General features: G+C 70.6%; 17 protein-coding genes. 5 read left to right on the forward strand and 12 right to left on the reverse strand.

Annotation, left to right across the window (positions count from 1 at the left end):
- Nucleotides 1–10 precede the first annotated feature (10 nt).
- The 6 genes from mmsB to HTV45_RS10480 all read right to left on the reverse strand — a co-directional run bounded on the left by mmsB (nt 11) and on the right by HTV45_RS10480 (nt 7,446).
- The gene (mmsB, locus tag HTV45_RS10455; protein ID WP_215205405.1) at nt 11–1,252 is read right to left on the reverse strand and encodes a multiple monosaccharide ABC transporter permease; all 1,242 of its coding nucleotides are present in this window, start codon (nt 1,250–1,252) and stop codon (nt 11–13) included.
- A complete protein-coding gene (gene mmsA, locus HTV45_RS10460; RefSeq protein WP_215205406.1) occupies nt 1,249–2,799 on the reverse strand; it encodes a multiple monosaccharide ABC transporter ATP-binding protein in 1,551 nt (516 codons plus the stop codon). Before mmsA ends, mmsB begins: the two co-directional genes overlap by 4 nt.
- A gap of 32 nt (nt 2,800–2,831) precedes the next feature.
- The gene (chvE, locus tag HTV45_RS10465; RefSeq protein WP_215205407.1) at nt 2,832–3,944 is read right to left on the reverse strand and encodes a multiple monosaccharide ABC transporter substrate-binding protein; all 1,113 of its coding nucleotides are present in this window, start codon (nt 3,942–3,944) and stop codon (nt 2,832–2,834) included.
- A gap of 149 nt (nt 3,945–4,093) precedes the next feature.
- Nucleotides 4,094–5,062 carry a hypothetical protein gene (locus HTV45_RS10470; protein WP_215205408.1) on the reverse strand — a complete coding sequence of 323 codons (969 nt, stop codon included), beginning with the start codon at nt 5,060–5,062 and terminating at the stop codon, nt 4,094–4,096.
- Nucleotides 5,063–5,239: 177 nt separating this feature from the next.
- Nucleotides 5,240–6,286, reverse strand: coding sequence for an alcohol dehydrogenase catalytic domain-containing protein (locus HTV45_RS10475; RefSeq protein WP_215205409.1), 1,047 nt, complete (start codon nt 6,284–6,286; stop codon nt 5,240–5,242).
- Nucleotides 6,283–7,446, reverse strand: a complete 1,164-nt coding sequence (locus tag HTV45_RS10480; protein WP_215205410.1) for a mandelate racemase/muconate lactonizing enzyme family protein — start codon at nt 7,444–7,446, stop codon at nt 6,283–6,285. Before HTV45_RS10480 ends, HTV45_RS10475 begins: the two co-directional genes overlap by 4 nt.
- A gap of 241 nt (nt 7,447–7,687) precedes the next feature.
- Between HTV45_RS10480 and HTV45_RS10485 the strand changes: the two genes are divergently transcribed.
- A complete protein-coding gene (locus HTV45_RS10485; protein WP_215205411.1) occupies nt 7,688–8,581 on the forward strand; it encodes a hypothetical protein in 894 nt (297 codons plus the stop codon).
- A 217-nt stretch (nt 8,582–8,798) separates the two neighbouring features.
- On the opposite strand, the gene HTV45_RS10490 is transcribed toward HTV45_RS10485, so the two are convergent.
- Nucleotides 8,799–9,242 (reverse strand): MarR family winged helix-turn-helix transcriptional regulator, encoded by a 444-nt coding sequence (locus tag HTV45_RS10490; RefSeq protein WP_215205412.1) that lies wholly within the window; start codon nt 9,240–9,242, stop codon nt 8,799–8,801.
- A gap of 92 nt (nt 9,243–9,334) precedes the next feature.
- Between HTV45_RS10490 and HTV45_RS10495 the strand changes: the two genes are divergently transcribed.
- The 3 genes from HTV45_RS10495 to HTV45_RS10505 all read left to right on the forward strand — a co-directional run bounded on the left by HTV45_RS10495 (nt 9,335) and on the right by HTV45_RS10505 (nt 12,100).
- Nucleotides 9,335–10,357 carry an NADP-dependent oxidoreductase gene (locus HTV45_RS10495; protein ID WP_215205413.1) on the forward strand — a complete coding sequence of 341 codons (1,023 nt, stop codon included), beginning with the start codon at nt 9,335–9,337 and terminating at the stop codon, nt 10,355–10,357.
- 304 nt (nt 10,358–10,661) lie between these two features.
- A complete protein-coding gene (locus HTV45_RS10500) occupies nt 10,662–11,489 on the forward strand; it encodes an EI24 domain-containing protein (RefSeq protein WP_215205414.1) in 828 nt (275 codons plus the stop codon).
- Nucleotides 11,486–12,100 carry a LysE family transporter gene (locus HTV45_RS10505; protein WP_215205415.1) on the forward strand — a complete coding sequence of 205 codons (615 nt, stop codon included), beginning with the start codon at nt 11,486–11,488 and terminating at the stop codon, nt 12,098–12,100. Before HTV45_RS10500 ends, HTV45_RS10505 begins: the two co-directional genes overlap by 4 nt.
- On the opposite strand, the gene HTV45_RS10510 is transcribed toward HTV45_RS10505, so the two are convergent.
- From HTV45_RS10510 to HTV45_RS10520, 3 genes are all read right to left on the reverse strand, one after another.
- Entirely contained in the window at nt 12,072–13,322 is a 1,251-nt protein-coding gene (locus HTV45_RS10510) for a pyroglutamyl peptidase (RefSeq protein WP_215205416.1), read from the reverse strand. The genes HTV45_RS10505 and HTV45_RS10510 overlap by 29 nt on opposite strands.
- Before the next feature lie 455 nt (nt 13,323–13,777).
- Nucleotides 13,778–14,755 (reverse strand): aldose epimerase family protein, encoded by a 978-nt coding sequence (locus tag HTV45_RS10515; protein ID WP_215205417.1) that lies wholly within the window; start codon nt 14,753–14,755, stop codon nt 13,778–13,780.
- A gap of 15 nt (nt 14,756–14,770) precedes the next feature.
- The gene (locus tag HTV45_RS10520) at nt 14,771–15,682 is read right to left on the reverse strand and encodes an SGNH/GDSL hydrolase family protein (RefSeq protein ID WP_215205418.1); all 912 of its coding nucleotides are present in this window, start codon (nt 15,680–15,682) and stop codon (nt 14,771–14,773) included.
- A gap of 281 nt (nt 15,683–15,963) precedes the next feature.
- On the opposite strand from HTV45_RS10520, the gene HTV45_RS10525 reads away from it, so the two are divergent.
- A complete protein-coding gene (locus HTV45_RS10525; RefSeq protein WP_215205419.1) occupies nt 15,964–16,458 on the forward strand; it encodes a DUF3145 domain-containing protein in 495 nt (164 codons plus the stop codon).
- 207 nt (nt 16,459–16,665) lie between these two features.
- On the opposite strand, the gene fabF is transcribed toward HTV45_RS10525, so the two are convergent.
- Together fabF and HTV45_RS10535 are read right to left on the reverse strand one after the other, a co-directional pair.
- The gene (gene fabF / locus HTV45_RS10530) at nt 16,666–17,937 is read right to left on the reverse strand and encodes a beta-ketoacyl-ACP synthase II (protein ID WP_215205420.1); all 1,272 of its coding nucleotides are present in this window, start codon (nt 17,935–17,937) and stop codon (nt 16,666–16,668) included.
- A 123-nt stretch (nt 17,938–18,060) separates the two neighbouring features.
- Nucleotides 18,061–18,309 carry an acyl carrier protein gene (locus tag HTV45_RS10535; protein ID WP_037937343.1) on the reverse strand — a complete coding sequence of 83 codons (249 nt, stop codon included), beginning with the start codon at nt 18,307–18,309 and terminating at the stop codon, nt 18,061–18,063.
- Nucleotides 18,310–18,353 lie beyond the last annotated feature (44 nt).

Below are 18,353 nucleotides of genomic sequence, written 5' to 3' on the forward strand. Positions count from 1 at the left end.
CCGAGCTGACTTACGAACCGACCTTGCGCTTGTTCCACACGTCGAAGCCGACGGCGGCCAGCAGGGCGAGTCCCTTGATGACCTGCTGCCAGTCGGATCCGACGCTGAGGAGGTTCATGCCGTTGTTCAGCACGCCGAGGACGGTGGCGCCGATGATCGCGCCGAGCACGGTGCCGACACCGCCGCTCATTGACGCGCCGCCGATGAACGCCGAGGCGATCGCCTCGAGTTCGTAGTTCAGGCCCGCCTTCGGAGAGGCCGCGTTCAGGCGGGCGGCGATCGCCAGACCCGCCAGGGCCGCGAGCACGCCCATGTTCAGGAAGACCAGGAAGGTGACCTTCCTGTCCTTCACGCCGGACAGCTTCGCCGCCGGCAGATTGCCGCCGATCGCGTAGATGTGCCGTCCGAAGACCGCGTTCCGCATGAGGTAGCCGTAGCCGACCACCAGCGTGCCCAGGATCAGCAGGATGATCGGGGCGCCCTTGTAGCTGGCGAGGAGCAGGGTCACCGTGAGGAGCGCGGCGGCGATGGCGACGAGCTTGAGCAGGAAGAGATTGAACGGCACCACATCCAGCGCGAACTCCCGCTGGCGCTTGCGGTCGCGGAGCTCCTGGAGAATCACGAAGGCGACCATCGCCATGCCCAGCAGCAGGGTGATGTTGTGGTAGTTGGTCTCCGGACCGGCCTCGGGGAGGAAGCCGTTGCCCATCTTCTGCAGACCGCCCGGGAACGGGCCGAGGGTCCGGCCCTCCAGGAGGATCTCCGTCACACCGCGGAAGACCAGCATGCCGGCGAGGGTGACGATGAACGACGGTATGCCGAGATAGGCGATGAAGAAGCCCTGCGCCGCGCCCGCGACGCCGCCGGCCATCAGACACAGCACCACGGCGAGCGGCCAGGAGATGTCGTGCTGCACCGTCAGTACGGCCGCGAACGCGCCCACGAACGCCGTGAGCGAGCCGACCGACAGGTCGATGTGGCCCGCGATGATCACCAGCATCATGCCGATCGCGAGGATCAGGATGTAGCTGTTCTGCAGGACCAGGTTGGAGACGTTGCGCGGCAGCAGCAGGTCCCCGTCGGTCCATACGGCGAACAGCGCCACGATCAGACCGAGGGCGAGCAGCATGCCGTACTGCCGCATGTTGCGGCGCAGGCCGTCCAGCACCAGGTGGAGCAGACCCCCGCCCGATTTCGATCCGGTGCCGCCCGGCGCCGGGGCCGGGCTCTTGGCGGTCACATCCGTGCTCATCGGGTTACCTCTTTGTCCTTCGTCATCTGGCGCATCAGCGATTCCTGCGAGGCCTCGGCCCGCGAGAACTCACCCGTGAGCCGCCCGGCGGCCATGGTGTAGATGCGGTCGCACATGCCGAGCAGCTCCGGCAGCTCGGAGGAGATGAAGACGACCGCCTTGCCCTCGGCGGCCAGTTGGTCAATGACCGTGTAGATCTCGTACTTGGCGCCGACGTCGATGCCGCGCGTCGGCTCGTCGAGGATCAGCACGTCCGGACCGGCGAAGATCCACTTGCTGAGGACGACCTTCTGCTGGTTGCCGCCGGAGAGCTTGCCCACCGACTCGAACACCGTCGGGGCCTTGATGTTCATCGACTTCCGGAAACGCTCGGAGACCCGCCGCTCCTCGTGCTCGTCGACGACGCCCCGCTTGGCGACCTTGTCGAGGGCGGTCAGCGAGATGTTCCGGTTGATGGTGTCGATCAGGTTCAGGCCGTAGTGCTTGCGGTCCTCGGTGACGTACGCGATGCCGTTGTCGACGGCCTGGGCGACCGTCTTCGTACGGATCTCTCGGCCGTCCTTCAGAACGGTGCCGCCCGCGTGGCGCCCGTAGGCCCGGCCGAAGACGCTCATCGCCAGCTCGGTGCGGCCGGCGCCCATCAGGCCCGCGATACCGACGATCTCACCGCGCCGGACGCTGATCGACACGTCGTCGACGACCTTGCGCTGCTGGTCGATCGGGTGGTGCACGGTCCAGTTGCGGATCTCCAGTGCGGGGGCCGTGCCCTCCTCCGGATGGTGCGGGGTGCGTTCGGGGAAACGGTGGTCGAGGTCGCGGCCGACCATGCCGCTGATGATCCGCTCCTCGGTGGTCTCCGGGGCCTTCACGTCGAGCGTCTCGATCGACTGGCCGTCCCGGATGATCGTCACCGAGTCGGCGACCTTGCGGATCTCGTTCAGTTTGTGGGAGATGATGATCGCGGTGATGCCCTGCTTCTTCAACTCCAGGATGAGATCCAGGAGCTTGCCGCTGTCCTCGTCGTTCAGGGCCGCGGTCGGCTCGTCGAGGATGAGCAGCTTCACCTTCTTGGAGAGGGCCTTGGCGATCTCCACGAGCTGCTGCTTTCCCACCCCGATGTCCGCGACGCGGGTCTCCGGGTGGTCGGTGAGGCCGACCCGTCGCAGCAGCTCGGTGGCGTGCCGCAGGGTCTCGCGCCAGTTGATGAGCCCGCGCCTGGCGTGCTCGTTGCCGAGGAAGATGTTCTCCGCGATGGACAGGAACGGCACCAGTGCCAGCTCCTGGTGAATGATCACGATGCCGTGCTGCTCGCTCGCCCGGATGTCCCTGAACCGGCAGGGCTTCCCCTCGAAGAGGATGTCGCCCTGGTAACTGCCGTGCGGATGGACGCCGGAGAGCACCTTCATCAGGGTGGACTTCCCGGCGCCGTTCTCGCCGCAGATGGCGTGGACCTCGCCCTGCCGGACGGTCAGTGTGACGTCCGACAGCGCCTTGACGCCGGGAAAGGTCTTGACGATCGAGCGCATTTCCAGGACGGGTCCCGCCATGGTCGTGCCTTCCAATCAGTGGGGAGCGGCGGTTACTTGAGGTCGCTTTCCTTGATGTATCCGGAGTCGACGACGGCCTTCTGGTAGTTGGCCTTGTCGACGGCGACCGGCTCCAGCAGGTAGGCCGGCACGACCTTCGCCCCGTTGTCGTAGGTCTTGGTGTCGTTGGTCTCGGGCTTCTTGTCGTTGAGCAGCGCGTCGACCATGTTGGTGGCCACCTTGGCGAGCTCGCGGGTGTCCTTGTAGACGGTCATCGACTGCTCGCCGGCGATGATCGACTTCACCGAGGCGACCTCGGCGTCCTGGCCGGTGACGACCGGCAGCGGCTTGTCCCCGGAGCCGTAGCTGTCGGACTTCAGCGCCGAGAGGATGCCGATGGAGATGCCGTCGTACGGTGAGAGCACCGCGTCGACCTTGTCGCTCTTGTAGGACTTGGTGAGGATGTCGTCCATGCGGCGCTGCGCGGTGGCACCGTCCCAGCGGAGCGTGGTGACCTGGGTCAGCTCCGTCTGGCCGGACTTGACGACGAGCTGCTTCTTGTCGATGTAGGGCTGCAGGACGTTCATGGCGCCCTGGAAGAAGTAGCGGGTGTTGTTGTCGTCGTTGGAGCCGGCGAACAGCTCGAGGTTGAAGGGGCCCTTCGCGCTGCCGTCCTTCAGGCCGAGCTTCTCGACGATGTAGGTGCCCTGGAGTTCGCCGACCTTCTCGTTGTCGAACGAGGCGTAGTAGTCGACGTTCTCCGTGCCGAGGATGAGCCGGTCGTAGGAGATCACCGGGATGTCCGCGTCGGCGGCCTGCTGGAGCACGTTGTTCAGCGACTTGTTGTCGATGGCCGCCACGATCAGCGCGTCCACGCCTTGCGTGATCATGTTCTCGATCTGCGAGACCTGCTGGTCGGGCTCGTCCTCAGCGAAGACCAGCTTGGTCTTCAAGCCCTTGGACTCCAGGTTCTTCACGACGTTGTCGCCGTCGGCTATCCAGCGCTCGGAGGACTTCGTCGGCATCGCGATGCCGACGGTGGCTCCCTCGGAGCTTCCCTTGTCCTCCTCGCTGCCACCCTCACCGCTCTGCCCGCAGGCGGACAGGGTGAGGGCGAGTGAGGCGGCGGTGGCCACGGCGGCGAAGGCGGCTCTGCGGTTACGCATGGTCATCATCCTTGGTCTGAGCGGGCTGGTGTGCGGGCTGGTGTGCGGTCGGGGTCGGTGCGGGAGGGGGCCTAGTCAGGGAGCCGAGAACGGTTGTGTGGGATTGTGCGCGGCTGTGTCCACTTCTGTGAAGTCGAGTTTCCGAAGCGTTATGACGGGATGTCGAAGCGGTTCAGATCCCCCGGGAGCCGTGAGCCGAGCGGCGCCATGTCGGCGTCCGCGCCGTGGCGCGCCAGCAGATCCAGGGCCAGCCGTCCGCGCCGCACGCGCTCCTTCGCGGTCGCCAGGGTGACGTCCCGCAACTGGTGCCCGTACGGATAGATCGCCGGAGCCTTCGCCAGGCCGAACTTCAGGTACAGCGGGGCGCCGCGCCGGATCAGCTCGGCGACTTCGTACATCCGCACATAACCGCCCAGGTCGTCCGGGGCCTCGATGTACATGTCCATCGGGGCCGCCGAGACCCGGCGTATCTCGGTGAGATGGGCGAGGGTCAGATCGCTGGGCACGTTGACCGAGTCCGCGCCGAGCCGTTCGTAGACCGCGTACGAGGCCGGGTTGACCGGCCCGACGAGCGCCGACACCTTCAGCGTGGTATCGGCGGGCAGCAGCCCGGCCGCCCTCGCCCGGTGCAGCGTCCACAGCACGCCCTCGTCGGCGACGAGCAGGCACCTGACGCCCAGTTCCGTGGCCCGCACGGCGTCCTCGACGCATCCGGCGACCGCGTCGTGGCCCCGGGCGCGCAGTCCGGCGCCGCGGGAGTCGGTATGCGTGGAGCCCCCGATGTCCCAGGTGCCGCGGGGGCCGGTGAACAGGCAGAGCTCGATGTCCCGCTCCGCGGTGGCCTCGACCATCTCGGTGACCTCGGCGTCGGACAGCATCCAGACACCGCTGCCCTGGCTGATCCGGTGGATCGGCACATCGAGGCGCGAGGCCTCCTTCAGTACCACCGCCAGTGCCTCGGGTCCCTCGCACGAGGGGATCTCGGTGCGCCAGCGGCCGCCGCCGGGGAAGACGTGCGGCGAGGCGTCGGCGGGGTCGAGGGCGGGTGCGCCCAGTCCGAGCGCGGTGAGTGCCTGCTCACCGGGCCGGCGGGGCGCCTGGGCGGAAGCGTCGGTCACGGGATGTCCTTTGTGTTCGATATTTCGGACGAGATTCGGGGCTGCGGGTACGGGCCGGGTGAACGCCGCCGCGAGGGCGGGGCAGGGGCGGAGCGGGGGCGGGGGCCCGGGGTGGAGACGTGGAGAGGGTGTACGCCGGTACGACGGCCGTCAGGTCGCCCTCGTACCGGCGTACGGTCAGGGACGCAGCAGGACCTTGCCCACCTTCGGGTCACCGGACCCCACCAGTTCGATGGCCTCCGGGAACTCGGCGAGTGGCAGCTCGTGGGTCACCAGCGGCAGCGGGTCGAGCAGCCCGGCGGCGAACACCCGCACGGTGTGCGCCCAGGCGTCCGGCGGCGCGCCGAAGACGGTGTGCACCTCCAGCTGCCGCACGACCAGGTCGGTCGGGTCGAGCCCGCCGGCCCCCGGCGCCGGAATCCCGGTGAGGACCAGCCGCCCGCCGCGCCGCAGCAGCGAGGCCGCGGTGCGGGCCGCGTCCGCGGACCCGGCGGTCTCGATCACCACGTCGAAGTCGTCCGGGAGTGGGCGGTCCTTGGTACGGAAGTCGCTCGCCCCGAACTGCCGCGACAGTGACTCCCGGTCGTCCCGGGTGCCGACGACCAGCAACTCGGAGGGCGAGTTCGCCCGGAGGAACTGCACGGCGAACATACCGAGCGTGCCGGTGCCGACCACTGCCACCCGCTCACCGGGCACGGCGTTCGCCTTGAGCGCGGCGGCGGCGATACAGGCGGCGGGCTCCAGCAGCGCGGCCGCGCTCAGATCGGCGTCGTCCGGCAGGACGTGCAGCAGCCGGGCGGGCAGGGTCAGCGTCGCGGCCATGGCACCCGGCTGGGTGAACCCGGTCTCCTCGTAGCCCGCCGAGCACAGGGTCGTCTCACCGGCGTGACAGCGGTCGCACACCTGGCAGTTGCGGAACCCCTCGCCGACGACCTTGCGTCCGACGAGCGCCCGGGGCACCCCCGCGCCCACCCGCCGCACGGTCCCGGACCACTCGTGACCCGGCGTCAGCGGGTAACGCACGTACCCTTCCGGCCGGTTGCCCTGGTACACCTCTCGGTCACTGCCGCAGATCCCAGCGGCGTGCACCTCGACCAGCGCCTCGCCGGGAGCGGGATCGCGCGGCTCGTGGGGGACGAGGCGGTGCTCCCCGGGCGCCTCGACGACGACGGCGGTGCCGCCCGCCCCCGCCCCCGCCGCGGCCGGCCGGCCGGCGGCCGTCACTTCGTGTCCTTGGGCTTGCGCGTCTCCCAGCCCTCGGCCCACAGGTCGAACCGGGCCTGCTGCTGCGGGAACTCGGCCGCCGCGTCGACGTCCAGCTCGACCCCGAGACCGGGGGCGTCGGAGAGGTGGAAGCAGCCGTCCTCCGCGTTCACCTGAGGTGCGCCCTTGACGACCTTCTTGATCTCCGCGTCCGCGAAGTCGTTGAAGTGTTCCAGGATCTTGAAGTTCGGGGAGGTGAATCCGACCTGGAGGGACGCGGCGGTGAGCACCGGGCCGCCGACGTTGTGCGGGGCGACAAGCATGTAGTGGGTCTCGGCGGTCGCGGCGAGCTTGCGGGTCTCCCAGATGCCCCCGATGTGGCCGACGTCCGGCTGGAGGATGTCGACCGCCTGGCTCTCGAACAGCTCGCGGAACTCGATGCGGTCGTGGATACGTTCACCGGTGGCGACCGGCATGTCGACCCTGGCGGCCACCTTCTCCAGCGCCTTGAGGTTCTCCGGCGGGACCGGCTCCTCCAGCCAGGCCGGCTTGAACGGCGCGAGCTCCCTGGCCATGCGGATGGCGGTGGCGGGGGAGAAGCGGCCGTGCATCTCCAGCATCAGCTCGGCGTCCGGACCGATGGCGTCGCGCACCGCCTCGATCAGGGAGACGGCGTACAGGCTCTGCTGGTGGTCGAGCTCGTAGTGGCCGGTGCCGAAGGGGTCGATCTTCAGCGCCCGGTAGCCGCGCTCCATCACCGCCTGCGCGGCCTTGTGGTACGCCTCAGGGGTGCGCTCCGTGGTGTACCAGCCGTTGGCGTACGCCTTCACCCTGTCGGTGACCTTGCCGCCGAGCAGCTGCCAGACGGGGACGCCGAGCGCCTTGCCCTTGATGTCCCAGCACGCCATCTCGACGACGGCGATTCCGGACATCACGATCTCGCCGGCGCGGCCGTAGTCGCCGTACTTCATCCGGCGGACGAGGTCCTCGACAGCGAAGGGGTCGGAGCCGAGAATGTGGTTGACCTCGGTTTCCTTCAGGTAACCCAGGAGGGCGTCGGTGTGGCCCAGCATCCTGGTCTCGCCGACTCCGGTGATCCCCTCGTCGGTGTGCACCTGGACGTAGGTCAGGTTGCGCCACGGCGTCCCGACCACGTGTGTGCTGATTCCGGTGATGCGCACGGCAGTTCGCCCCTCGCTGCGGTTGTGGACCCTGTCATCGGAGCCTGTGGTTCGACGTGTTCGATATTTCGTCACGCGTTCGAAATGCTGGCGTGACAGTAAGGACGGGGTGGTGGGGGTGTCAATGGGTCACGCGCATAACGGTTTCGACAGATTCGAAACCTATGGGTGATGGTCCGCACCAAACCTTCACAGCAGGCCCTATGAACCGGACCCGACCGGAATCTAACCTTCCCGCGTCATGGACTTTTGCGACTCGTGCCGACGGCACCTCAACGGCGCACTGGCTTGCCCCGGGTGCGGCACGCCCGCCGAGGCGATCCGGGCCCGCCGGCAGCGGGAGACGGCCGGGCCACCGGAGTCCGAGGGCGGTCCGGACGGAGCCGCGGAGCCCGCCGGGGACGACGGGCCGGACGAGCACCACGACGAGCACGGACACGAGCGCCACGAGCGCCACGAGCGCCACGAGCATCACGAGCATCACGAGCACGGACACGAGCACGGACACGAGCACGGGCACGAGCAAGGTGACGGGGAGCCGTCCGAAGAGGGGCCGCGTGGCCGGCAGGAGACCCGGCGCCGGGGACGTGAGCCCGAGGCCGAGGACTCCTCGGCGGGGCAGAGCCGCCGGGACCGCAAAGCCGCCGCGCACCGCCGTCGCCGCAACCGCACCCTGCTGATCGTCGCGGGCTTCGTCCTCGCGGCGGGCGGACTGAGCCTCGCCGAACTCGGCCTGGACGCGCCCGGATCGAAGCCGGAGCCCGCGGTGGGCGGAGAGTCGCCCGACGGCGGTTCGGCGGAGGTGGAGCCGACGGAGTCGGCGAGCGGGGTCGCGAACGCGGGGACGCCCGTGAAGTCCCCCAGTCCTTCGGCGTCCGACTCCTCCTCGTCCTCGGCTTCCGCGTCCCCGGACGACGAGGAGTCGGAGGACGCGCAGGAGGAACAGGACGCGGGGGAGGGCTCCTCGTCCGCACCCGCCGTCGCCCCGTCGGCCGATCCCGCGACGCCTCCCCCGTCCGGGCCGTCCGGGAAACCGGAAAGCCCCGACCCGGACCCGACCCCGGAGAACCCCGAGCCGCAACCGGAACCGGAGCCGTCGGAGACCTGCGACCGATTCCTCTGGTGGTGCACCTGAGCACCCCCGCCCCCGTTCCCGCGGGCACCCGCCCCCCAGTGCCGTGAAAGCCTGGCAGCCACCCCGCCCCCAGGGCGGCACCGGCGGGGGTCCCCCGCTCACGGGGGAGGAGCCGGGAGCGGGGGAGGCACCCTGCAATCGTCGGGCCGCGCACCCCCGGCCCCGGCCTTCAGCGTGACCCCCACGCCACGTCCGCCCGCTTCGCGTGGCCCCCGCGTCAGCCCCCGTTCAGCATGGTCCGCAGCGCATCCCGCAGCGCCACCCGCTCCCCCTCCGAAAGCCCCGCAAGAGGCTCACGCGCGAACCGCAGGGACTCCCTCAGGCTGCGCGCCACCTGCCGCCCCTCGGCCGTCGCCGCCGCCAGCTTCACCCGCCGGTCCGCCGGATCCGGGCGGCGCTCCACCAGGCCGCGTGTCTCCAGGCGGTCGACGATCCCCGTCACGTTCGACGGCTCGCACTTGAGCCGCTGCGCCAGCTTCCGCATCGGAAGCGGCTCCAGTGACAGCAGGCTCAGCAGCCTCGCCTGAGCGCCCGTCAGCGAGTGACCGGCGGCGGCCTCCTCGTACTCCTCGTGGTAGCGGGCCACCACCGAGCCGATGAGCTCGACGACCTCCAGAGTGAGGGCGTCGGGGAGGTTGGGCGTGTTGCGAGGTGTGGCCATGCTCTCCAGGGTACCCATGTGCTTGACATCCTGAAATATTCAGCCGCATGGTTGTTTCAGGTAATGAAGTATTTCGAGGAAGGTGCCCGAGCATGTCCGACGCCCCCGCAGTCCCCACCACCGGCCGCGAGTGGCGGCTGCTGAGCCGGCCCGTCGGCCGGCCGAAGCCCGAGGACTTCGCCCTCGCCGAGGCGGAGGTACCCGCCCCGGCCGAGGGCCAGGTGCTGGTACGGAACCTTCACCTCTCCGTCGATCCGTACATGCGTGGCCGGATGAGTGACGCCAAGTCCTACGTCGCCCCGTACGAGCTGGGCAAGGCCATGCAGGGCGGTGCCGTCGGCGAGGTCGTCGCCTCGAACGCCGAGGGGATCGCGGCCGGCGACCACGTCCTGCACTTCCTCGGCTGGCGCGAGTACGCCGTCGTGGACGCGAAGAACGCCGTCAAGGTGGACCCCGAGGCCGCGCCCCTCTCGGCGTACCTGGGCGTGCTGGGCATGACCGGGCTCACCGCCTACGCGGGCCTGCTGCGCACCGCCTCCTTCAAGGAGGGCGACTCCGTCTTCGTGTCCGGTGCCGCGGGCGCCGTCGGCAGCCAGGTCGGGCAGCTCGCGAAGCTCAAGGGAGCCTCCCGGGTGATCGGCTCCGCCGGCTCCGACGAGAAGGTCAAGCTGCTCGTCGAGGAGTACGGCTTCGACGCCGCGTTCAACTACAAGAACGGCCCGGTGAGCCGGCAACTGCGCGACGCCGCCCCGGACGGGGTCGACGTCTACTTCGACAACGTGGGCGGCGACCACCTGGAGGCGGCGATCGGCTCCCTCAACCGCGACGGCCGGATCGCGATCTGCGGAGCGATCTCCGTCTACAACAACACCGAGCCTGCCCCCGGCCCGCGCAACCTCGCCCGGCTGATCCAGACCCGGGGCCGGATCGAGGGCTTCCTCGTCGGCGACCACTACGACCTCCAGCCCCGGTTCGTCCAGGAGGTCGGTCCCTGGATCCGCTCGGGCGAGCTCAAGTACCGCGAGACGGTGGTCGAGGGTATCGAGAACAACCTGGAGGCCTTCCTCGGCGTCCTGCGCGGCGACAACACCGGAAAGATGATCGTCACACTCTGACCCACCCCACCCCACCCCACCCCACCCCACCCCGCCCGTTCCGGCCCCGCGCTCCGGCCCCGCGCTCCGGCCCCGCTCCTGAGGGCAGTCGTGCCTTCCCCAGTGCCCTGAAGGCCTGGGAGGTGCCCTCAGGGCGGCACGGGTGGGTGCGACGGCCCCCGCGAGCGCCGGGCTGCGCACCCGCCCGCCCAGCACCCACCCCGGGGCACACCCCACTGACGCCGAGTGGTGCAAGCCTTCCCTCCCACCCCATCGCCCCCGGGCCGCACACCCCACCCCCGCCCACCCCCGATAGGGTGCACCCATGCGCGATCTGAGGGTGGGCTTCCGGTACCTGCTGAAGGGCCAGAAGTGGGTGGGCCGGCACGGCAAACAGTTCGGCTTCGGCCTGCTTCCCGGCCTGATCACCCTCGTCCTCTACACGGCTGCGCTGATCGCCCTCGCCCTCTGGGGCGCCGACTTCGTCACCTGGGCCACCCCCTTCGCGAACGACTGGGACACCCCCTGGCCGGGACTGTTCCGCGGCTTCCTCACCGCCGTGCTCTTCGCCCTGGCCCTGCTGCTGTCCGTGATCACCTTCACCGCGATGACCCTGCTCATCGGCCAGCCGTTCTACGAGAGCCTCTCCGAGAAGGTCGACCGGGACGTCTCACCCGACGGCACCGCCCCCGAGTCCGCCCTGCCGCTGCTGCGGGAGCTGTGGATCTCGGCCCGCGACAGCCTCCGGATCGTCGCCCGCGCCCTCGTCTGGGCCGTGCTGCTGTTCGCGCTCGGATTCATTCCGGTGGCCGGCCAGACCGTCGTACCGGTGATCGGTTTCCTCGTCACCGGGTTCTTCCTCACCGAGGAGCTCGCAGCCGTCGCCCTCCAGCGGCGCGGGGTCGAACTGCGTGAGCGGCTTGCCCTCCTGAGGTCCCGCAGGACCCTCGTCTGGGGCTTCGGGACCCCCCTGGCGGTCGCGTTCCTCATCCCCTTCGTCGCCGTGTTCCTGATGCCGGGCGCGGTCGCCGGAGCCACCCTGATGGCACGCGACCTGCTCGGTGAGGAGACCACCGGGAAGGAGTCCGGCGACTCCGGCGACTCCGGCGAGTCGGGCCGTACCGACGAGGAGCGGGGCGTCACCCCGCGATGACGGAGGTCCTGGCCGTCGCCGTCATCACGGTCCTGGCCGTGATCGCCCCCGGTGCCGACTTCGCCATGGTGGTGCGGGCCAGCTATCTCCACGGCCGCCGCACCGGACTCCTCGCCGCCCTCGGGGTCGCCGCCGGCGTGCTGGTGCACGTCACCTATACGATGCTCGGGGTGGGGCTGCTGATCGCCTCCTCCACCTTCCTGTTCACGGTCGTCAAACTGGCCGGCGCCGCCTACCTGGTGTACATCGGCGTCCGAACCTTCCGCACCCGCGGCGAGCTCACCGTCGACCTGGCGAACAGGACCGGACTCACCCCGTTCGCGGCCCTGCGCACCGGTTTCCTGACCAACGTCCTCAACCCGAAGACGACCCTGTTCGTCGTCTCGACCTTCGCCCAGGTCGTCAGCCCCGGCACCCCCGCGCTCCAGCAGGTGGGCTACGGACTGTTCATGTCGGTGGCCCACCTGCTGTGGTTCGGCATCGTCGCGCTGTTCTTCTCCCACGACCGGATGCGCGGCCTGATGCTGCGCGGCCAGAAGGTCCTCAACAAGGTGATCGGAACCGCTCTGGCCGGCCTCGGCGTCAGTCTCGCGTTCGCTCCGTCGCACTGATCGCCACGGTCACGATCGCCCGCGTCTGGCCGATGATGTCCAGCCGGTTCCGCACGAACTCGGGGTCGGTGATCTCGTTCGTGTTCCCGGCGCCGAACTGCAGCACGGGCGTGTGCACATGACCGCCCGGCAGCTTCCCGTGCAGACCGAGCCGGTCACGCAGCAGCGTCGCCCGGTAGGCGATCTCGTTGGAGAGATAGTCCCCGCCGCCGCCCGCGCGGGCCGTCGACCCGGGCGTCGGCCCCTCCGGCCTGACGACCGCCTCGGTCCCTCCCGCCGGGATCTCCGTGACGCTCGTGTTGTCGTACACCGGGAACCGCCCGGTCTCCGCGTCGACGATCTCCGCGTACGGCAGTGTGGTGGACGTCCACTGCGGCTGCGAGGCCGGGTCGGTGACCGGGACCGTCTCGGGGCGGCCGGTGTTCTCGTTGTCCCCGAAGCCGCCCCGCCAGGCCCCGTTGGTGCGCTCGATGTCGAAGCGGCCGACCCGGCCCTGGCTCACCGTGGTGAACAGGTCGACCTTCGGCAGATGCGGTCGCAGCGCCCGCTCCACGGTGCCTGCCGTGAAGTCCCGCCAGCGCACGGGGAACACGGCCGTCTCGATCCGCGCGGGACCGTCCGCCGTCTCGATCACGGTGCCGTCCAGGGCGAGCGCCACGGCGCCGGACGGATTGGAGATACGGATGTCCCGGTCCAGGGTGAACGGGTCGAAGCCGGTCACCAGGACGCGCTTCATTCCTCCGCCGTGCGGATACCGGATGCCGCTCTGCCCCCGCGAGGTCCGCTCCAACTCGTCCAGCAGCCGCGCCCGCTGCCCGTCGCCCAGCCGGAACCCCGCGTCCCAGGTCCGCAGCTCACGGGTCATACCGAGCCGCGCCCAGTACAGCGGCCGGTCGTCGTCCCGGCTCAGGTCACCGGCCGCGGGACCGCGCCCCTGCGCCCGGTCGACGGCTCTGCGCCACAGCTCCGTCCCCTGGCGTACGACGGCACGCCGGGCCTGGGCGTAGGAGTGGGCGCGGTCGAGGGCACGGGCGAGGTCCGGTGCCACGGTGTCGAATCCGGAGCGGCGGAGTATCTCCCGCGGGGCGGCTCCGTCGAGACGGTGTTCCTCGACGGTGGGGCCCGCCGCCGGGTCGGCGGCGGTCGCGGTGGTCGTGGGGGCGGTGAGACCGGTCAGCAGGGCCAGACCGAGGACACCTATGCGCACGCGTAGCGAGTTCACGTGAGTTCGAGGCCTTCCGTCGTCATGGGGGTACGGGGATGCCGGAGGCCGCAGTATCGCCCGGCCGATGTCGATCAGGCCATGGGGCGCGGCCGCCCGGCGCCCGGACCCCCGCCTTCTCGCACCGGGAGCGCCGCACCCGAGCCGTCCCCCACCGCGTCGCGCGTGGCCGGTGACGAGGCCGGTGACGAGGTGAGGGACGTGGTCAGGGACGTGGTCGGGTACGTGGTCGCGGTGAGGCCGGGCCCGCCGTCGCGGCGGGGCCGTGCGGGGAGACAGATGTGAAAGGTTCGTACGGGATTGAAGCGGGCAGTGTTATCGAGGGCCACCGGGCCGCGGCAGGGATTACCGTCGGGTCCGGGACGCAGGTGAGGTGCCCACATGAGCAGCCCCGGCCCGGGACCCTGACCCCGGACCGGGGCTCATGTGCGCCGGGGCCGCCCCCGGCCGGAGGCTCAGCGCGCGGAGAAGCCGTACACCGTCTCCGAGTGGAAGACCTCGCCCGGCCTGAGGACCGTGCCGGGGAACTCCGGACGGTTCGGTGAGTCGGGGAAGTGCTGGGTCTCCAGCGCGATGCCGTCCCCGGGCGAGAAGGGCCCGGTGATGTGGTCCGCGGTGTAGAGCTGCATCCCGGGCTCGGTCGTCGCCACCGTCAGCACCCGGCCGGACGCCGGGTCGTACAGCTCGGCCACCTCCACGGGCGTCCGGGTGACCCCCTTGTCGAGCACGAAGTTGTCGTCGTACCCCGTTCCGGCCCTGCGGGCCTCGCGGAAGTCGAAGCGGGTGCCGGAGACATCGGCGAGTTCACCGGTCGGGATCATGTCCGGGCCGGAGGGCGTGTAGCGGGAGGCGGCGAGCCGCAGCTCGTGCCCGGCCGTGCGTCCGGAACCGGGGCCGCCCAGGTTCCAGTACGAGTGGTTCGTCAGGTTCACATGGGTCGGGGCGTCCGTCACCGCCTCGTACGCGATGCCCAGCGCCCCCCGCTCGTCCAGCGTGTACGTCACCGAGACGTCCAGCCGCCCCGGGAAACCCTCCTCGCCGTGCTCGGCGACCAGGGAGAGGCGCAGACCGTTCTCGACCGGTGCGACGTCCCACACGCGCTTGTCGAAGCCCCGCTCACCGCCGTGCAGCGAGTTCGGCCCGTCGTTCGGCTTCAGGGTGTACGTGACCCCGTCCAAAGGGAAGCGCGCGCCCGCGATCCGGTTGGCGTACCGGCCGATGAGAGCGCCCAGGAAGGGCTCCGGATGCCGGAGGTAGCCCTCCAGACCGGGGAAGCCCAGCACCACGTTCCCGGCCCGCCCGTCCCGGTCCGGCACCTCGACGCTCTGCACGATCCCGCCGTACGACAGGATCCGTACCCGTACGCCCGCCCGCCGCAGGGTCCAACGGTGCACCGGGGTGCCGTCGGAAAGTGTGCCGAAGAGTTCGTTCATGCGCGAAACAATAGGTCACGGCTTCGTCGCCGTGACCGTCCGGTATGCGATCTCGGCCAGCTCCGCCTGCCCGTCGATGCTGGGATGGAACCAGTCCCAGCGGCTCAGCTGCCCGGTGCCGAAGCGGTACGCGTGCACCGCCCCGCCGTCGAAGCGGCAGCGGCTGTCCCCGGCGCAGACCTCCCGCAGTGCCTCGTTGTAATCCTGCACCCGCTGGTGCACGGTCTCCCGCCGCTGTGTCGCCGCCGCGTCCAGCGCGTCGGGGTCGCCCAGCATCGACGGGCAGATGCCCAGCTTCCACACCTGCTTGCCCAGGGCGCTGGTCCGCCCCTGCGACCACAGCCGCTTCAGGTCCGGCACACTCGCCACATACACCTGCGTCTTCGGCAGTGCCTCGCGCAGGGTGCGCAGCGCCTCCTCGAAGTCGGCGCGGAAGTCCGCCACCGGGGTCATCGCCGCCGTGGTCTCCCGGCAGGCGTCGTTCGCCCCCGTCATCACCGCCACCAGCTCCGGGGAGCGCCGCGCCGCCCGCGCCATCTGACCCGGCAGGTCCGCCATCCGGGACCCGGTCACCGCGTGGTTCCAGCTCCGCCCGGCCGCCTCCGTCCGCCCCAGCAGCCGTACGGCGAGACTGTCGACCTGCTCGCTGCCGCCCGTCGCCCACGACACCTCGGGGCAGTCCGACAGCACCGCGCAGGCGTCGAACCCGGTGGTGATCGAGTCACCCACGGCGGCGACCGAGTCCGGGGAGGTGTCCCACACGGGTGTGGGCCTCGCGGACGGCCGCCCCTGCTTAGCCGCCGTACCGGACGGTGCGGGGGAGTCGCCGCCCACGGCGTCGCATCCCGCCACGCCGAGCGCGGCGGCCGTCACCAGAACGAGCACGGCCCGCGCAGGGCGCGTCCCCCTCCGCGTCGTCTGTCCCATCCGTCGCCTCCCCGCGCCGTACCGGTGAATCCGTTCCCCCACCCTTACAACGCACGGGAGTTCCCGCCCGTCCGAGGCGCCCGTCCGAAGCGCCCGTGCCACGCGGCGCCCTCCGCCCGCACAGGCGTCCTGCCGGGTGAATGGCGGGGGTTTCCCAGCACCATGACGGACGGTACGTCACACTCCCTGCCCCGGCGCACGGTAGCCTCGCCATCAACGCGGCCCGCACGCCGCGGCCGTTACGCCCGATCCAAGACGAACCGCTCAGCCCGGAGGTTCCGGTGACGACTCGTGGAGTCCTGTACGTGCACTCCGCGCCCCGCGCGCTGTGCCCGCACGTCGAGTGGGCCGTCGCCGGGGTGCTCGGCACGCGCGTCAGCCTGGACTGGATCCGCCAGCCCGCGGCCCCCGGCACCTGGCGCTCGGAGTTCTCCTGGCAGGGCCGGCCCGCCACCGCCTCCCAGCTCGCCTCCGCACTGCGCGGCTGGCAGATGCTGCGTTTCGAGGCCACCGCCGAGCCCAGCGCCACCGCCGAGGGCGAGCGCTACAGCTGCACCCCCGACCTCGGCATCTTCCACGCCGTCACCGGCATCCACGGCGACATCCTCATCCCCGAGGACCGTCTGCGCGCCGCCCTGGTCCGCTCCCAGGCCGAAGAGACCGACCTGGAGTCGGAGATCGCCAAACTCCTCGGCAAACCCTGGGACGACGAACTCGAACCCTTCCGCCACGCAGGAGAAGGCGCCCCGGTCCGCTGGCTCCACCAGGTGGTCTAGGGACACGGGGAACTGCGCAGAGGGTCTGGGGGCGCGGGGAACTGCGCAAAGGGGGTCTGGGGGCGAAGCCCCCAGGGACGGGAAGGGAAGGGGCGGCGGGGGCGAAGTAATCCCACCCTCACGGCGCTGCACCCACCCCGCCCGCGCCGCACGGCAAAGGGCCCCCACCACGAAGGCGGGAGCCCTTCGAAGCGCCGACACCGGCGGTCACACCGACCGGAACGCCAGCACCACGTTGTGCCCACCGAAGCCGAACGAGTCGTTCAACGCGGCGATCCGCCCGTCCACGGGCAGCTTCCGCGCCTCCCCCCGCACGACATCCGCCGCCGCCTCGGCCTCGGGGTCGAGGTTCTCGACGTTGATCGTCGGCGGAGCCACGCGGTGGTACAGCGCCAGCACGGTCGCCACCGACTCCACGCCACCGGCGCCGCCGAGCAGATGACCGGTCATCGACTTCGTCGCGGAGACCGCGAAGTGGTCCGCGTCGTCCCCGAACACCTTCCGCAGCGCCTTCAGCTCCGCGATGTCGCCCGCCGGCGTCGACGTGGCGTGCGCGTTGACGTGCACGATCTCCGCCGGATCCAGATCCGTCCGGTCCAGCAGGTTCCTCAGCGCCGCCGAGATGCCCCGCCCCTCCGGCTCCGGCTGCACGATGTCGTGCGCGTCGGCCGAGATGCCCTGGCCGACCGCCTCCGCGTAGACGCGGGCGCCGCGCGCGGCGGCGTGCTCGGCGGACTCCAGGACGACGACACCCGCGCCCTCGCCCAGAACGAAGCCGTCCCGGCCGACGTCGTACGGACGCGACGCGCCCTCGGGGTCGTCGTTGTTCTTCGACATCGCCATCATGTTGCCGAACGCGGCGATCGGCAGCGGGTGGATCGCCGCCTCCGTGCCGCCCGCGACGACCACGTCGGCGCGGCCGCTGCGGATCATCTCGATGGCGTAGCCGATCGCCTCGGCACCCGACGCGCACGCGGAGACCGGGGTGTGCACGCCCGCACGGGCGCCCACCGCGAGGCCCACGTTCGCGGACGGGCCGTTCGGCATCAGCATGGGGACGGTGTGCGGGGAGACGCGGCGGACGCCCTTCTCCTTCAGCACGTCGTACTGGTCCAGCAGGGTCGTCACACCGCCGATGCCGGAGGCGATGACCGCGCCCAGCCGGTCCGGGTCGACGTTCGGGTCCTCGCCGGCCTTGGCTTCGAAACCGGCGTCGGCCCACGCCTCCTTGGCCGCGACCAGCGCGAACTGCGCCGAGCGGTCCAGTCGGCGGGCCTGCGGCCGGGGGATGACCTCGGTGGGCTCGACGGCCACGGGTGCCGCGATACGGACCGCCTGGTCGGCGGCCCACTCCTGCTCCAGGGGCTTGACGCCGGAACGTCCGGCGACCAGGCCCTCCCAGGTAGAGGCTGCGTCGCCACCCAGCGGTGTGGTTGCGCCGATACCGGTGACGACCACGGTGCGATTGGTCGGGCTCATCGGGATGCTTTCTCCAACGGATCTACGAGGATTCGTACGGCGCCACCGCCGGGTGGCGGGGCCGGGCTCCCGGCCCCCGGGCCTCCCGTTCCGATGGAAGACGGACGGAAGGCCCGGCAGGGCTCAGGCCTGGTGCTTGAGGATGTAGTCGGCGGCGTCGCCGACCGTCTTGAGGTTCTTGACGTCGTCGTCCGGGATCTTGACGTCGAAGCGCTCTTCGGCGGCGACGACGACCTCGACCATGGACAGCGAGTCGACGTCCAGGTCGTCGGTGAAGGACTTGTCCAGCTGGACGTCCTCAACCGGGATGCCGGCGATCTCGTTCACGATCTCCGCGAGACCGGCGACGATCTCTTCCTGAGTGGCGGCCATGATGGCGCTCCTTCTTTGTGATTCCAGCGGATGAAACGGTGTGT

This window comes from Streptomyces sp. CHD11, from assembly GCF_018638295.1.
Lineage (GTDB): Bacteria > Actinomycetota > Actinomycetes > Streptomycetales > Streptomycetaceae > Streptomyces.

Excerpts from the sequence above, each read along its gene's own strand:
- fabF (WP_215205420.1), bottom strand. The coding sequence starts at position 17,937 with ATGAGCCCGACCAATCGCACCGTGGTCGTCACCGGTATCGGCGCAACC.
- HTV45_RS10515 (WP_215205417.1), bottom strand. The coding sequence starts at position 14,755 with ATGAACGAACTCTTCGGCACACTTTCCGACGGCACCCCGGTGCACCGT.
- HTV45_RS10535 (WP_037937343.1), bottom strand. The coding sequence starts at position 18,309 with ATGGCCGCCACTCAGGAAGAGATCGTCGCCGGTCTCGCGGAGATCGTG.
- mmsA (WP_215205406.1), bottom strand. The coding sequence starts at position 2,799 with ATGGCGGGACCCGTCCTGGAAATGCGCTCGATCGTCAAGACCTTTCCC.
- HTV45_RS10505 (WP_215205415.1), top strand. The coding sequence starts at position 11,486 with ATGACGGAGGTCCTGGCCGTCGCCGTCATCACGGTCCTGGCCGTGATC.
- HTV45_RS10485 (WP_215205411.1), top strand. The coding sequence starts at position 7,688 with ATGGACTTTTGCGACTCGTGCCGACGGCACCTCAACGGCGCACTGGCT.
- HTV45_RS10495 (WP_215205413.1), top strand. The coding sequence starts at position 9,335 with ATGTCCGACGCCCCCGCAGTCCCCACCACCGGCCGCGAGTGGCGGCTG.
- HTV45_RS10490 (WP_215205412.1), bottom strand. The coding sequence starts at position 9,242 with ATGGCCACACCTCGCAACACGCCCAACCTCCCCGACGCCCTCACTCTG.
- HTV45_RS10500 (WP_215205414.1), top strand. The coding sequence starts at position 10,662 with ATGCGCGATCTGAGGGTGGGCTTCCGGTACCTGCTGAAGGGCCAGAAG.
- mmsB (WP_215205405.1), bottom strand. The coding sequence starts at position 1,252 with ATGAGCACGGATGTGACCGCCAAGAGCCCGGCCCCGGCGCCGGGCGGC.
- chvE (WP_215205407.1), bottom strand. The coding sequence starts at position 3,944 with ATGCGTAACCGCAGAGCCGCCTTCGCCGCCGTGGCCACCGCCGCCTCA.
- HTV45_RS10520 (WP_215205418.1), bottom strand. The coding sequence starts at position 15,682 with ATGGGACAGACGACGCGGAGGGGGACGCGCCCTGCGCGGGCCGTGCTC.